Source organism: Hyphomonas chukchiensis, assembly GCF_000682695.1.
GTDB lineage: Bacteria > Pseudomonadota > Alphaproteobacteria > Caulobacterales > Hyphomonadaceae > Hyphomonas > Hyphomonas chukchiensis.
In genome coordinates this window covers 295,282-309,882 of the sequence record NZ_AWFG01000001.1, presented here as the reverse complement: position 1 = coordinate 309,882, position 14,601 = coordinate 295,282, and the positions used below count along the sequence as shown (strand labels likewise).

Genomic DNA, 14,601 nt, shown 5'->3' with positions numbered 1-14,601 from the left:
AGACGGGGCAAAGCCCATGACGACCTATACATCCGACCAGCGCCATCATACGGCCGAGACGAGCGAGACCATGGAACAGGTCCGCTACGAGATCGACCGCATCGACCGCCTGCTTGTGGAAATCCTGGCTGAGCGCCAGTCCTTCATGGATGCGGCGGCCCGGATCAAGGGCGACCGCAAGATCGTGCACGACCGGCCGCGCATCGAGGATGTCGTCGCCAAGGTGCTGGCCGCAAGTGCCGAGGCAGGCCTGTCACCGGCCATCGCGGAGCCTGTCTGGCGCACGCTGATCGACCGCTGCATCGCCTATGAATTTGCAAGCTATGATGAACGCTTCGGGCCTGGCGACGCCAACTCGTAAGCAGCTCTTGCGACGGCCTCCAGCGTGTCGCCCAAGGTATCCTTCACATCGCCCAGCATGACGGCGGCCGCCGTACGGCTGGGAGTGGCCTCGCCCCGGCCGAGGCGCTCGGCCTTCTCGCAGATGGAGGCGAGGCGCAGGGCGCCGATGCCGAGGCTGGCCCCCTTCAGCGTATGGGCGGCATCGGCCCATTGCGAGCGATCGGCCATGGGGTCGAGCAGACGCGACCATATCTCCGCCTGATGCCGGAAAATCTCGATGACTTCGACCGCCAATGACTGGTCGCCGCCTGTCATGGCGTTCAGATGGTCCCGGTCAAGCAGGGCAAGCGGGGCAGGGGCAGTATCGGTCATGGGCAGACTCCGGAAGCTCTGGCGCACTCTCTCACGATCATCTTTCCTCAAGGGTTAACGCGATCCGTCGATCTGTTCACGAACCCTTACGAAGATTTATCGATTGGCGAAAACACCCGATTGCGGTAATATCAAGCCTTGATCCGCGGCCTGAGAGATGCCCCGGAGGTAATGGGGACTATCATGATCGCGATCGCCGTGTTCATCCGAAACCTTGTCCTTGCAGGCATTTTGGCCTGGCTGGGTCTCGAATTCGCGCCTTCAGAGCCTGATGAGAGTGCTGACACATCGCAGGCAGAGCCTGTTGTTGTCAGTATGCTGGGTTAGGGCTACGGCCTGCCGGGCCTCGAAAAAGCCTGTATTCCGGCCTCGCCGCAGGCTTATTGTCGCGGTATAGTCTTACAATGACGGATACGCCTTCAGCTCGCCCGTCCGGCCGGGATCTCCTGGCCAGGCAAGAGGCGTCGGAGAACTTCGAGTACGCCCGGCATGGTGGCGGCTGGATGGTGGTCACCGGATTCCTGATCGGTGTGCTCTGGTTCGTCGCTGTCGCGGCAGGCGCGCTTGGCTTTGTCGGCCTCGATACGCTGCTGGCACAGCCTCCCGCGATCCTGCTGGCTGGCGGCCTTGCAGCACTCATTCCCGGCATGATCATCATCATGGCCGGCTTCATGGCGCGCACCAATCGCCGCGCCTCGGCCTCCAATGCCCTTGTGATGGAAGCGGCCATTCGCCTGCTCTCGCCAGCGCGGGAAGCTGGCACCGAAGGCATCACGATTGCCGAGCAGATGAAACAGTCGGCCTCCGAAGTCGACCGCGCCATGGCGCACGCGATCTCGGCCATGAAGGCCATGTCCGGCGAGATTGGCGACGAGCGGATGCGGCTTGAATCGGTCGCCTATGCCAGCGCCGACAATGCGCGCGACCTGGCCCAGCGCCTGGCGTCCGAGCGGACGGCCCTTGAAGGCCTCGCCCGGGACCTGCGCGCGCAGATCGAGTCCATGAACGAAGCGATCCCCCGTCAGGCCCAGCAGATGGTCAATGCCGCCCGCATGGCCGGCGATGAAGTCGCCCGCGCCGATGAAGCGCTCGAGGCGCGCCTGCATGGCATGACCGTGGCGGGCGAGTCGCTCGCCGCCAAGCTGATCGATCTCGATGGCCTGGCGCGCGACGCCTCCGTCCGCACCGAAACGCTCACATTCGCCGTCAGCCGCGTCGAAGAGAAACTCGAACAGTCCCGCAAACTGGTCGACGCCGCCGTCAGGGCAGGGGAGATCGCGGCCGCCGCCGCCTCGACCACGGGCGACGCGCTCAAGGATGCCGTGTCCTCCGCGCTCGATGGGGCCCGTTTTGCCAATCGCGAAATCAACCAGTCGACCCGCGCCGCTGCCGAGGAAGCCGCCAGCGCGCTCGCCCGCCTGCGCGAAGCCGGCGAGCAGGCCGCCGTCGCCGTGCGTGCTGCCGGCAATGCCGCACGCGCCGAGACGGACATGATGAACCGGCGCCTCGGGGCGACGTCAGCGGCGCCGAGTCTGCCTGCAACGCCCGCAAAAGCCCCCGAAACGGTCCGGGAACGGTCCGAGCTTCCCCCGGCCGCGACCGCAAGCCGACCCGTCGAGCCGCCAGCCGCGCCCGCTGAACCGCCGCGCATGAACGGCCATGCCAACGGCAATGGCGCCGTCAACGGCTACGCGAATGGCCACGCGCATTCTGCTGCAGACCCTTCCGCCACGCCGCCCGTCACACCGCCATCGCGCCCGGCCCCGACGCGGCCTGCGCCGCGTCCGAGCATGGAAGACGAACTCTTCGACGCCGCTGCCGACCTCCTGGCCTCAGCCAGCCTTGGTGCGGATGTGGAGAAGGAAAAAGACAGGGATATCAAGGCGCCTGAGGCACCCGCGCACGATGCCGGCCCGGCCGAGTCGAGCCCGCCCATGCTGCGCCGCCGCTTCGATGACAACGAACCCGCCATGCCCGCGACGCCTGCGCGTCGGGCGACGGATGTGCCCGGCGCACAGGCCAGCAGCGGCGCGCTCGTGCCATCGCCCGGCCGGTCGTTGCAGTCGAGCAGCGACATGGGCTGGCGGGACATCATTTCCGACATGAGCCGCGACGAACCTGCTGCAACGCCGACAGATCGTGAAGAGATTGCCGACGAGATGATCCAGCGCCTGCAGACCTCCGGCATCCTGCTGCCGGAAGCCTTCCGTCCGAAGGCCAAGCGCAAGATTGCCGAAGCGGCCCGTCACGGCGACCGCGAGCGTCGCGCAGCGATCATGGACAATGCCGGGCGTCAGGTGGAACGCGTGACCCAGCGCCTGCGCAGCGACCGGGACCTGCTACAGCTTGCCCGCGAGTTCATCTCGCTGGAAGAGGAAGACGCGCTCAACGCGCTGGAGCAGACTCAGAAGACCAGCCGCAATGCGAGCCCGCGCCTTGCCGCCTACTTGCTGCTGGACGCCGCTGCAGGCGCCAGTGCCTCCTAGACGCCGACAATCTCGCCCTTTGTGGCTTCGGTCTTCACCCATTTCATGAAGTCACGCACATCCGGCGACAGGTGGCGGCCCTTCGGCCAGACCAGCCAGTAGCCGAAATCAATCAGCGTTGACCCATCCGCAAACGGCGCAACGAGCCGGCCTGAAGCCAGGTCTGCAGCAGCAATGGCCTGTTTGGCCAGCGCGACGCCACGCCCTGCGGCAGCGGATTCGATCACAAGGATAGCCTGGTTGAAACGCGGCCCGCGTGTGCCGTCGACGCCTTCGACGCGGCGGGCACGCAGCCAGCTCGCCCAGTCAGGACAGGACGGATCGTTCTCGCTGCTTTCATCGTGCAGCAGCGTGTGGTGGCGCAGGTCTTCCGGGCGGCGGATCGCGTCCGGGCCTTCAAGCAGGGCAGGGGAGCAGACCGGCAGGACGGTTTCATCCAGCAGTTTCTCCGATTTCAGGCCGTCATAGACACCGCGTCCATAGCGGATGGCGAAATCGGCATCGGCCATGGTGAAATCGGTCAGGCCCATATCGGCCGAGATCCAGGCCTCTGTATCGGGGTGTTCACGGTGGAAACCGTCAAGTTTCGGGGCCAGCCATTTGGCGGCAAAGCTCGGCGCGCAGGAGACCATGACCCGGCCCTTGCGGGCAGGGGCCTGCATGATGCGCCCGGCTTCGGAAATGCGCTCGAACGCTTCGCGCACCAGCGGCAGGCTGGCCTGCGCGGCGTCGGTCAGCAGGACGGAACGGCCCGTACGCTTGAAAAGCGGCGTTCCGGCATAGTCTTCGAGCTGGCGAATCTGTTGTGAAATCGCCCCCGGCGTGACATTGAGTTCGTCGGCCGCCTGTGTGAATGACAGGCGTCTGGCAGCCGCTTCAAAGGCGCGCAGGGCGTTCAGGGGCGGCAGTCGGTCGTTCGGATCGGACATGAATAGTAACTCTAAAGGCTCGCTGTAGGGGTTCACGGTTGCGCCTGAGCCGTCAATAGCCAATTTGACCTTTGATCGATCAGCAATACTAAACAAGAGTGGCCTTCGCATGCGCCAGTTTCCGGCCTTCTTCAACCTTGATAATGCATCCGTTGTTGTTTTCGGAGGCGGGGAAGAAGCGCGCCGCAAGGTGCGCCTTCTGGCCGCGACACCGGCCCGGATTACCGTCATTGTCTCCAAGATCGACCCCGGTTTTGCGGAGGAGTTCGCTGGCCGCATCACGATTGCGCCGCCGGAACATGCCGGTCCCGCGCTGGACGTGGCCCGTTTCGCCATTGTTGCGAACCGCCTTGATGCCAATGCCGAGAAGGCGATCACGATGGCGCGCCAGTATGGTGTGCCGCTGAATGTCGTCGACCATCCGGAATTGTGCGATTTCACCGTGCCGTCGATCATCGACCGGGGCGATGTTGTTGCGGCCATCGGCACGAACGGGTCGGCGCCCGTCCTCGCCAAATCCATCCGCGAGAAACTCGAAGCGCTTCTGCCGAAACGTATTGGCGACCTCGCTGCGCTCGCGAGCCGTCTTCGCCCGGACGTGAAGGCCGCGATTCCTGACAACAAGGCCCGCCGCCGTTTCTGGGAAGGCGCCCTGACTGGCCCGACCGCCGACCTCGCTTATGCAGGGGACATTGAGGGCGCTGAAGTCGCCATGCGCGCGCAGTTGGCGTCCGGCACTGCTGCCGAAGGCATTGTCCATATTGTCGGCGCAGGCCCCGGCGACCCGGAACTGCTGACGCTCAAGGCCCTTCGCCTGATCCAGGAAGCCGACATTGTTTATTTTGACCGCCTCGTCAGTGAGGAAATCCTGTCGCTCATCCGCCGCGATGCCGACCGTGTACCCGTGGGCAAGTCCAAGGGCGACCATTCGGTGCCGCAGGAAACGATCCACGAGCTGCTGATTGCCTCGGCGCAGGAAGGCAAGCGCGTCGTTCGCCTGAAGGGCGGCGACCCGTTCATTTTTGGTCGGGGCGGGGAAGAACTGGAAGCGGTGCGCGCGGCGGGTGTCGCGGCGACGGTCGTGCCCGGCATCTCCTCGGCACTTGGCTGCGCGGCGGCTGCGGGCCTGCCGCTGACACACCGGGACCATGCGCAGAGCCTCACCTTCGTGACAGGCCATGCCAAGGCGGGCGGCGTGCCGGACCTTGACTGGGTCTCGCTCGCACGGCCTGCCCAGACGGTTGTCGTTTTCATGGGTGTCGGCACATCGGCGACGATTGCCGAGAAGATTATTGCCGCTGGTCGCGCGCCGTCGACGCCTGTTGCCGTCATCGAGAATGGCACGCGCGACAATGAAATCCGTGTGTTCGGAACACTCGCTGAACTCCCTCACCTTATCCAGCGCGCGGGCATCAAGGGCCCCGCACTGCTCGTCATCGGCGAAGTGGCTGGGCTGCCGGCAGAAGCCATTGCCCAAGCCTTCAAGGAACATGTCGCATGAGCTCCGTCCGTCCCAAGCTGAAGCCTGAAACGCCAAAATCCATCACCGCCTGGGAAACGGCCACGGGTCGCACTGTCTGGATGACAGCAGATGGCGGCTGGACGGCTGACACTGCGCAGATCGCTGCCTTTACAGGCGATGAGGCCGAGGAACGCCTTGCTGCCGCCGCGAAGCAGGAGGCCATCATTACCGATCCCTATTTCATGGAAGTGACAGAGACAGGCGGCATTACGGGCCGCGAAACGCTGCGCGAATCCATCCGCGCCAATGGCCCAACCGTGGCCTATGGAGACAAGGCATGATCCGCATCTTTGGCGATTCCATTTCAGGCAACTGCCTGAAAGTGAAGTGGGTGGCGACGCAGCTCTCCCTTCCGCATGAATGGATCGAGATCGACATCCTGAAGGGTGAGACCCGGACGGATGAATTCCTTGCGCTGAACCCGTTTGGCCAGGTGCCGGTTGTCGAATTTGAGGACGGGCGCACGCTGGCCCAGTCCAACGCCATCATCCTGCATCTTGCCGAGGGCTCTGACCTGATCCCGGACGATGCGTTCGAGCGGGCCAAGATGTTGGAGTGGATGTTCTGGGAGCAATATTCCCATGAGCCGACGATTGCCGTGCGCCGCTTCCAGAAGCTTTACCTGAAGAAATCGGACGACGAGATCGATGCCGACCTGATGGCCAAGGGACGCCGTGCGCTCGGCCGTATGGAAATGGCGCTCATCTCCAGCGACTGGATTGCCGGGGGAGAGGCCCTGACGCTCGCCGATATTTCCCTGCTCGCCTATACGCGTCTTGCGCATGAAGGCGGCTTTGACCTGAACGAATTTCCTGCCGTGCAAGCCTGGGTCGCCCGCTGCGAGCTTGAACTCGGCCTGCCACACCTTCACGAGGTCACCCATGTATAGATATGACGAATTCGACGCGCAGATCGTCAAGGAACGCGTCGCCCAGTTCCGCGGGCAGGTCGAGCGCCGCCTGTCGGGCGAATTGCTGGAAGACGAGTTCAAGCCGCTCCGCCTACAGAACGGTGTCTACCTGCAGCTGCACGCCTATATGCTGCGCGTGGCCATTCCCTATGGCCAGCTGAGCGCCCGCCAGATGCGCATGCTGGCGCGCATCGCCCGCGAGTACGATCGCAATTACGGCCACTTCACCACGCGCCAGAATATCCAGTTCAACTGGGTCGCGCTGAAGGACATTCCGGACGTTCTGGCCCTGCTGGCCGAGGTCGAGATGCATGCCATCCAGACCAGCGGCAACTGTATCCGCAATACGACGTCGGACCATTATGCGGGCGCCGCGCGCGACGAGATCATGGATCCGCGCCCCTGGTGCGAGATCATCCGCCAGTGGTCGACCTTCCATCCGGAATTCGCCTTCCTGCCACGCAAGTTCAAGATCGCCGTCACCGGCGCCGCTCATGACCGCGCGGCGATCCGCGTGCATGACATTGGCCTGCACATGCGCGAGCGAGACGGCGTTCGCGGCTTTGAAGTGCATGTCGGCGGGGGGCAGGGGCGCACGCCGCACATTGCTGCGCTGGTCAACGACTTCGTGCCGGAAGACCGTCTGCTCGACTATCTCGAAGCGATCATGCGCGTCTACAACCTGCACGGTCGCCGGGACAACAAGTACAAGGCGCGGATCAAGATCCTCGTGAACGAGCTTGGCGAGGAAGAGTTCACGCGTCAGGTGGAAGCGGAATTCGCCGCCCAGCGCAGCCACGAGAAGATCGACCTGCCGCAGGCAGAGATCGACCGCATCCATGCGTATTTTGCGCCACCTGAACTGGCGACCAAGCCTGAGACATCGGATGTGTTCGAGGCGGCCAAGGCGAGCGACAAGGTCTTCGCCCGCTGGGCCCGCACGAACCTGCATCCGCATGTCACGCCCGGCTACACGTCCGTGACGGTCAGCCTGAAGCCGATTGGTGGCCTCGCTGGCGATGCGACCGACGCGCAGATGGAGATCATCGCCAACCTCGCCGAGACCTATGGCCAGGACGATATCCGCGTCAGCCATGCGCAGAATATTATCCTCGCGCATGTTGCCTTGGACGACCTGCCGGCGCTGCATGCAGAGCTCGACGCGGCAGGCCTCGCGACGCCAAACGAGAGCCTGATCACCGACCTGATCGTCTGCCCGGGCCTCGACTATTGCAACCTTGCCAATGCCCGTTCCATTCCGGTCGGTCAGGCGGTGCAGAAGGTCTTTGCCGATCCGGACTACCAAGAAGACATCGGCCGCCTGCACATCAATATCTCGGGCTGCATCAATGCCTGTGGCCACCACCATGTCGGCCATATCGGCATCCTCGGCGTCGACAGGAAGGGTGAGGAATTCTATCAGATCACCTTTGGCGGCCGCGCCGACGAGAAGGCGGCGATTGGGGATATCGCCGGCCCCGGCCTCAAATCCGAAGACGTTCCCGGCGCCCTCAAGCGCGTTGTTGACCGCTACCGCGAACTGCGCAGTGGCAAGGACGAGCTGTTCATCGACACACTGGGCCGCCTCGGCCATGACCCATTCAAGGAAGCCCTCTATGCCGCTGATTAAGAATGGCGCCGAAATCGACGATATATGGGCCTATGTTGACGGTGAAGCAGAGCTATCCGAAGGCGGTTGCTTCACGGTTCCGCTGGGGCGTTTCCTCGCTGAAGCGTCGACCCTGGCCGAGCGCAATACGCAGGTTGGGGTGCGACTTTCGCCAGATGACGATGCGGCCCTTCTGGAGCCGTACCTGCAGCAAATACAGCTGATCGAGATCACTTTCCCGAAATATACGGATGGGCGCGGCTTCAGCCAGGCCCAGCTCCTGCGGCGCCGCTTTGGCTATGAAGGCGAGCTGCGCGCGGTCGGCCACGTCCTGCGGGATCAGTTATTCTATATGAACCGTTCAGGCATCTATGCTTACGAGACGTCCCGTGCTGCCCTATCTGAAGTGCTGGAAGCATTGAAGGAATATTCCGAAGTCTACCAGCCCGCTGCGGGCGGTCGGGTGCCGGTGTTCCGCAAGAGACACGGAAACTAGAGCCACATGCCTTATGGTGACATCATTGCCCGGAACGCTGAAGCGCCCGAGATCCGCCTCGAACGCCTGAATACCGAGCTGCGCGACGCCTCGGCCCAGACGGTTCTGCGCGTTGCGATGATCCGCGAATGGCCTGAAAGCCTGACCTATGTGTCGAGCTTCGGCGCCGAGAGCGTCGCCATGCTGGCCCTTATCGCTGATGTCGATCCATCATTGCCCATCGTCTTTCTCGACACGGGCATGCATTTTCCGCAAACGCTGGATCACCGCGACGAAGTGATCGAACGGCTCGGCCTGACCGGTGTGCGCTCGATCCCGCCGTCGGAGACAGAGCGCAAGGTGCTCGATCCCAAGAACGATCTCTGGAAAACAGATACCGATGCCTGCTGCGCCCTGCGCAAGGTGCGTCCGCTCGAGCCGGCTCTTGAAGGCTTCTCGGCCTGGATCACGGGCCGCAAGCGGTTTCATGGCGGCGCACGCATGTCGCTGCCGGTCTTTGAATTCGCCAATGGCCGCTACAAGGTCAACCCGCTGGCAAACTGGACGCCGGAAGACGTCGAGTTGATGATTCAGCAGCGCAACCTGCCGCGTCATCCTCTGGTCTCGCAGGGCTATCCGTCGATTGGCTGCTGGCCGTGCACCAAGCCTGTCGCTGAAGGCGAAGACGTCCGCGCTGGTCGCTGGGCCGGTCAGGCCAAAACCGAGTGCGGCCTGCATGTCGACAAGAACGAGCGCCCTCGGGTATTCTAGCCAACACTACGGGTGGGGCGTCACACCACGCATTCCCGCAGCGCCCTCTCCGGCTTGGAGGGGGCGTTTTCTTTTTACGCCCTGCTGGCGAAAACATGCGCCAGCGCCACTGCTCCCGCTGTCGCCACGTTAATGCTGTCAAAGCCCGCCGACATGGGGATGCGCACCGGTACGGCCGAGGCGATCAGGTCGTCCGGCAGGCCCGGACCCTCGGCGCCGAGCAGGATGGCAAGCTTGTCCGGTACGGGGAGGGAGGCGAGCGGGGCTCCATCCGCCCGCGGCGTCATCGCCCAGACCGTATAGCCGGCATCCCGTGCAGCCTGCATCATCTCCGCGCCGCTGCCGCCATGGGCGAAGGGCAGCCACAGGGTGGATCCGGACGAGACGCGGATGGCCTTGCGATAGAGCGGGTCGCAGCATTGCCCGTCCAGCAGCACGGCATCAGCGCCAAAGGCCGCGGCGTTGCGGAAGCAGGCGCCGACATTGTCGTGGTTGGAAAGGTCGGACAGCATGAGCAGGGTTGAGGGGAGGGGGGATTGCCGTGCGATCTGGCTCAGGACGAGCGCTGCATCTGTTGCCGTTTTGCCCTTCACGCCACAAGCGAGCACGCCCCGGTGCATGGGGAAGCCGGCGACCGCGTCCATCACGTCCTGCGGGGCGACATAGACCGGTACGTCCGAAGGCACGCGGGTCAGGATATCGGCCAGTGGTTCCAGTCGTGTTTCGCACAGGAACAGGCTTTCGACCGCAAAACGCCCGCGGCGGAGCAGCGTTTCGACTGTGACTTTGCCTTCGACGATGAACCGCCCGCCATGGCCGGATGTAAGGTCCTTTTCGCGAATGGACGTGTAGGGCGCGAGGCGAGGGTCGTTTGCAACCAGAATGCGTATTGCCTGATCAGGTAACATCTGGTTGGTTCTGTCCTGTAGATGGGAAAACGGGGGAACTTGCATGACCGATACGGCTGGACCGAAGCCTTATGAGCAATCGCCGGAACCGCGCAAGTCCCGCAAGGTGTACTGGATCGTTGGCTCGCTCATCCTTGCGGCCATTGTGCTGGGGACCTGCGTCAATGGCGGCGTGAAGGCTTTCAAGGCCGTCAGCGCCCGCAGTGCGGCAACGGATGAGATTGTCAGGCAATTCATGGCTGACGGTTTGCCGCCCGCCAGCGACCCGATTTACTCGCGCCGTATCGAGATCACCCAAAAGGCTGTGGATGATACGGACCGCTATATTCGCCAGTATGGTACTGTTACGGAATTCTCGTCCCCGAGTTGCACGATAAGGACCGCGGCCAATACGGACGCGGCGAAGTCGGGCACTTTCGCCGATTGTGCCATGTCGGTCGTCTCGGAAGAATCGCCGGGCCGCGTTACGGTGCAATGGGTGAGGGAGGACGAGGCCTGGAAGATTATCGGCTTCAATGTGACCTATAGCGACCAGTCCGTTCTGCTCGACAAGGCGGAGCAGGCCGACAAGATGGCCCCAGAGGCGCCTGAAGCGGCAGCCGACGTCCCAATGGACCCGGCTGCCGAAGAGTGAGGCTTAGTTTGCCACGGCGCCTGCGGCTGTCGGCATGCCCTGTTCCTTGGCCATGCGCTTCATGGCCTTTTGCAGTTTCTCGAATGCCCGCACCTCGATCTGCCGGATACGCTCGCGGCTGACATTGTAGGTTTCGGACAGTTCTTCGAGCGTCTTGGGCTCTTCCGAGAGGCGCCGCTCGGTGAGGATGTGGCGCTCGCGCTCATTGAGGTCTGTCATGGCGTTGCTGAGCAGGTCCATGCGGGCATCATATTCCTGGCGGTCGGCGAAGTCCTCGGCCTGGCCCTGGTCATCATCGGCCAGCCAGTCCTGCCATTCCATGTCGCCATCGGTGCCCATCGGCACGTTGAGCGAAGCATCGGAGCCGGACATGCGGCCGTTCATCGAGAACACTTCGGCCTCTGTGACGTTCAGCTTCTCGGCGATCAGACGGGCCTGTTCAGGGCGAAGGTCGCCCTCGTCGAGGGCCTTCATCTCGCCTTTTAGGCGGCGCAGGTTGAAGAACAGCTTCTTCTGCGCAGCTGTCGTGCCGAGTTTCACGAGGCTCCACGAACGCAGGATATATTCCTGGATCGCAGCACGGATCCACCACATCGCGTAGGTTGCCAGGCGGAAGCCCTTTTCAGGGTCGAATTTCTTGACGGCCTGCATCAGGCCAACATTGCCTTCCGAAATCACTTCAGCCATGGGCAGGCCATAGCCGCGATAGCCCATCGCGATCTTCGCCACGAGGCGAAGGTGGGAGGTCACCATCTTCTCGGCGGCTTCCGTGTCATCATTCTCAAGCCACTTGCGGGCGAGCATGAATTCTTCGTTTTTCTCGAGCATTGGGAATTTGCGGATCTCGCTGAGATACCGGCTGAGGCCCTGTTCGGGGCTGAGGGCGACCGAACTACGTGCAGAAACTGGGTTGGCCATGTTATATCCTCCTTTTGGAACCTATCCCGCACCTGCAGCAATGGTTCCCGTTTAGGTGTTCCGAGTGTGTTCTTAGCCCCGCTTTGCGGCGACGTATTCCCCGGAAATGCGCATGTATGTCATCGCGCTGCAGCATAAATAGGAAATACGGCCTTCCTGTGAAGGTGGGGCGGCTAAAAAAATGCCCCGCTCCGGGGGGGGAAGAGCGGGGCAGTTACAGGGCGTTGGTTAACGTATCGGAACTCTATGCCCGACTTGGTTCCAACCTCGTGAGCGCAGCTTTCAGCGCATCCAGTCGCGTGCTGAACTGCTTCTCCTTGCTACCGGGCAGGCCGGTGGCGAATTGCTCCAGAACACGCCCGACAGACTCGTTCATGCCGGTGACATAGACCTGCTTGCCGGAGTCTGCTGCGTCCTCGACGATGGTTTCCACGGCCCTGACGGCTGATACATCGATGAAGGGCACGCGGGAAAAGTCGAGAATGATGATCTCCACCTTGTCACTCGCCTTGCTGCGGACATGGTGGCCAAGGTCAGCCGCCGCGCCGAAGCTGAGCGGACCGCCAAAGTCGAACATCATCACCCGGCCGCCTGAGCGCGACAGGATCTGCGTCTCTTCTTCGGTCGAGAGGCGCGGCTCGTCTTCCTGAACGGCCTTGATCTGGTCATCGGCAAGGTTCTTGATGAAGGCGAGGGCCGCGAGCACCACGCCGACCGCCACCGCCGTGATCAGGTCGACGAATACGGTCAGGCCAAGCACGAGCACCATGAGGCCCAGGTCCCAGCGGGGCCCTTTGTGGGCCCGCTTCAGATAGGAGAAGTCGATCGTATCGACGCCAACCTTCACCAGGATGCCGGCCAGAACCGCATGCGGGATCTTCGCGGCAAGCGGGCCAAGGCTGATGACGATGGCGAGCAGCACGAGGGCGTGTGTCATGCCGGAGATGCGCGTGCGCCCACCGGAACGGATGTTGATCACGGTACGCATGGTGGCGCCGGCGCCAGGAATGGCACCGAAGAAGCCGCCCAGCGCGTTACCGATGCCTTGACCGATCAGTTCCTTGTTCGACTTGTGGCGCGTGCGGGTCATGTTGTCGGCGACAAGTGACGTCAGCAGGCTGTCGATGGAGCCGAGCACGGCAAGAATGAAGGCCGCTTCGATGACGATGAGCGCGGAGTCCACATTCACGGCCGGCAGCACGAAGCTGGGGAAGCCTGTCGGGATGTCACCGAGCAGCGGGGCGCCCGGGATGGCGATGCTGACCAGCGTGCCGATCACCAGCGCGGCCAATGGGCCGGGCACATAGGCGGCAAACTTCTTCGGCCAGCTGAACACGATGCCGAGTGTCAGGATCGCGATGCCGACGGCAATGAAGTTGGGATCCATCACGGCGCCCGGAACGGCAGTGAAGGCTGGAATCGTGCCGCCGCCATCCGGTTCGTGGCCGAACAGCCGCGCGAGCTGGAGCGCTATGATGATGACACCGATGCCGCTCATGAAGCCCGAGATGACGGGGTAGGGCACCAGTTTCACATATTGGCCGAACCGCATGAAGCCGAGCAGGATCTGCATCAGGCCCGCAAGGATGACGGCGCCGAAGACGAGCGCCGGGTTGCCGCCAAGTGCTGCATAGAGACCGGCAAAGACGACGACCATGGGGCCCGTCGGACCGGAGACTTGCGAGCCCGTGCCGCCAAACAGGGCGGCAAAGAAGCCTACAAAGATGGCGCCCCAGAGGCCGGCAATGGGGCCGGCGCCTGAGGCTTCACCGAAGGCGAGCGCGAGGGGAAGGGCGACGATGCCGGCGGTCAATCCGCCGAAAAGGTCGCCCTTCAGGTTCGAGAGATCAAAATAGGGCGCGCCTTTCGGCTGCGCCCCTGTCTGGGGTGTTGTCATAGACTTTTTCCGTTGTCTGGGGGTCAGGCGGCGCAGTCATGATCGCCGGCAAGTTCGGCGATCTGGCTGGCATAGTGCGCATCAACCCGGATGAATGTGTTTTGGTCGGCGTCGAAGGCGGACACGTCGCCTGTGCGGATGTCGTAGACCCATCCGTGCAGTTCGAGATCGCCCTTGGCGAGGCGGCGCGCGACGCTTGGATGCGTACGCAGGTGCTGCAGCTGGACGAGGACGTTCTGCTCGATCAGCATCTGCATCCGGTCTTCCGGCGTGCCGTTCGGGGCCAGCTCGTCGACGATGTCGACTGCTGACTTGGAATAGGCCAGCCATTTGCGCACATGATCCAGGCCATCAAGGCCTTCCGGGTGCATGGCGCCATTCATGGCGCCGCAGCCTGTGTGTCCGCACACGACAATATGCGGCACTTGCAGGACGGCTACGGCGTATTCGATGGCGGCTGTCATGCCGCCGGTATGCTCGGTGTGCGGCGGAACGATATTTCCGGCATTGCGCGCATGGAACAATTGGCCGGGTTCTGTCTGCGTAATCATGGCCGTTTCGATGCGGCTGTCGGAGCAGGTGATAAACAGGGCCTCGGGAGACTGGCCCTGGCTGAGTTCTTCAAACAGGTCCTGTTTGCCGGGATAGACGTTATTCTGGAAGCGGACGACGCCCGCAGCAAAGCGTGGCATGCGAAACTCCTTTTCGATGCGTGGGAGGAAAGCTGGATAGGATGTCAGGTGTGACGCGGTGGGCGTCTCAGGTCTTGCGCGGCGGATCCACAGCTGAGCGGGTGACCTCGCTGTAGCAGCGGCAAGCACTTCGGCT

General features: G+C 63.1%; 16 protein-coding genes. 10 read left to right on the top strand and 6 right to left on the bottom strand.

All coding sequences use genetic code 11. From position 1 onward, the window contains the following. Window positions 1–16 precede the first annotated feature (16 nt). Entirely contained in the window at window positions 17–361 is a 345-nt protein-coding gene (locus HY30_RS01480) for a chorismate mutase (protein WP_034736175.1), read from the top strand. On the opposite strand, the gene HY30_RS01475 is transcribed toward HY30_RS01480, so the two are convergent. Then, window positions 322–714: an Hpt domain-containing protein gene (locus tag HY30_RS01475; RefSeq protein WP_034736173.1), complete on the bottom strand. Its 393-nt coding sequence runs from the start codon at window positions 712–714 to the stop codon at window positions 322–324. The two genes, HY30_RS01480 and HY30_RS01475, sit on opposite strands and share 40 nt — an antisense overlap. Before the next feature lie 183 nt (window positions 715–897). On the opposite strand from HY30_RS01475, the gene HY30_RS19910 reads away from it, so the two are divergent. Together HY30_RS19910 and HY30_RS01470 are read left to right on the top strand one after the other, a co-directional pair. After that, window positions 898–1,041, top strand: a complete 144-nt coding sequence (locus tag HY30_RS19910; RefSeq protein WP_155839208.1) for a hypothetical protein — start codon at window positions 898–900, stop codon at window positions 1,039–1,041. 77 nt (window positions 1,042–1,118) lie between these two features. After that, on the top strand, window positions 1,119–3,200 hold the full coding sequence (locus HY30_RS01470; protein WP_155839207.1) for a coiled-coil domain-containing protein: 2,082 nt from the start codon (window positions 1,119–1,121) through the stop codon (window positions 3,198–3,200). Here HY30_RS01470 and gcvA read toward each other — a convergent pair. Then, a complete protein-coding gene (gene gcvA, locus HY30_RS01465; RefSeq protein WP_034736170.1) occupies window positions 3,197–4,129 on the bottom strand; it encodes a transcriptional regulator GcvA in 933 nt (310 codons plus the stop codon). The two genes, HY30_RS01470 and gcvA, sit on opposite strands and share 4 nt — an antisense overlap. Window positions 4,130–4,238: 109 nt before the next feature. Between gcvA and cysG the strand changes: the two genes are divergently transcribed. Genes cysG through HY30_RS01435 form a run of 6 tightly spaced genes read left to right on the top strand, consistent with a single transcriptional unit; the run spans window position 4,239 to window position 9,416 of the window. Then, window positions 4,239–5,630, top strand: coding sequence for a siroheme synthase CysG (cysG, locus tag HY30_RS01460; RefSeq protein ID WP_034736168.1), 1,392 nt, complete (start codon window positions 4,239–4,241; stop codon window positions 5,628–5,630). Further along, on the top strand, window positions 5,627–5,932 hold the full coding sequence (locus HY30_RS01455) for a DUF2849 domain-containing protein (protein ID WP_034736166.1): 306 nt from the start codon (window positions 5,627–5,629) through the stop codon (window positions 5,930–5,932). The genes cysG and HY30_RS01455 overlap by 4 nt, the downstream gene beginning before the upstream one ends. Next, a complete protein-coding gene (locus HY30_RS01450) occupies window positions 5,929–6,540 on the top strand; it encodes a glutathione S-transferase family protein (RefSeq protein WP_034736164.1) in 612 nt (203 codons plus the stop codon). The genes HY30_RS01455 and HY30_RS01450 overlap by 4 nt, the downstream gene beginning before the upstream one ends. Further along, a complete protein-coding gene (locus tag HY30_RS01445) occupies window positions 6,533–8,191 on the top strand; it encodes a nitrite/sulfite reductase (protein WP_034736162.1) in 1,659 nt (552 codons plus the stop codon). Before HY30_RS01450 ends, HY30_RS01445 begins: the two co-directional genes overlap by 8 nt. Further along, the gene (locus HY30_RS01440) at window positions 8,178–8,666 is read left to right on the top strand and encodes a DUF934 domain-containing protein (RefSeq protein WP_034736160.1); all 489 of its coding nucleotides are present in this window, start codon (window positions 8,178–8,180) and stop codon (window positions 8,664–8,666) included. The genes HY30_RS01445 and HY30_RS01440 overlap by 14 nt, the downstream gene beginning before the upstream one ends. Window positions 8,667–8,672: 6 nt before the next feature. Beyond that, window positions 8,673–9,416, top strand: a complete 744-nt coding sequence (locus HY30_RS01435) for a phosphoadenylyl-sulfate reductase (RefSeq protein WP_081812001.1) — start codon at window positions 8,673–8,675, stop codon at window positions 9,414–9,416. 74 nt (window positions 9,417–9,490) lie between these two features. Here HY30_RS01435 and HY30_RS01430 read toward each other — a convergent pair whose 3' ends face one another. Then, the gene (locus tag HY30_RS01430; protein WP_034736157.1) at window positions 9,491–10,324 is read right to left on the bottom strand and encodes a TrmH family RNA methyltransferase; all 834 of its coding nucleotides are present in this window, start codon (window positions 10,322–10,324) and stop codon (window positions 9,491–9,493) included. A 43-nt stretch (window positions 10,325–10,367) separates the two neighbouring features. On the opposite strand from HY30_RS01430, the gene HY30_RS01425 reads away from it, so the two are divergent. Beyond that, window positions 10,368–10,958, top strand: a complete 591-nt coding sequence (locus HY30_RS01425; RefSeq protein ID WP_034736153.1) for a hypothetical protein — start codon at window positions 10,368–10,370, stop codon at window positions 10,956–10,958. A gap of 3 nt (window positions 10,959–10,961) precedes the next feature. Here the strand turns inward: HY30_RS01425 and rpoH are convergent, their stop codons facing one another. The 3 genes from rpoH to HY30_RS01410 form a co-directional block, all read right to left on the bottom strand. After that, window positions 10,962–11,876, bottom strand: coding sequence for an RNA polymerase sigma factor RpoH (gene rpoH, locus HY30_RS01420; protein ID WP_034736151.1), 915 nt, complete (start codon window positions 11,874–11,876; stop codon window positions 10,962–10,964). A 244-nt stretch (window positions 11,877–12,120) separates the two neighbouring features. Then, window positions 12,121–13,773: a SulP family inorganic anion transporter gene (locus tag HY30_RS01415; RefSeq protein ID WP_051614616.1), complete on the bottom strand. Its 1,653-nt coding sequence runs from the start codon at window positions 13,771–13,773 to the stop codon at window positions 12,121–12,123. A gap of 23 nt (window positions 13,774–13,796) precedes the next feature. Next, complete coding sequence (locus HY30_RS01410) at window positions 13,797–14,465, bottom strand: carbonic anhydrase (RefSeq protein WP_034736149.1); 669 nt, start codon at window positions 14,463–14,465, stop codon at window positions 13,797–13,799. Between the last annotated feature and the right edge of the window lie 136 nt (window positions 14,466–14,601).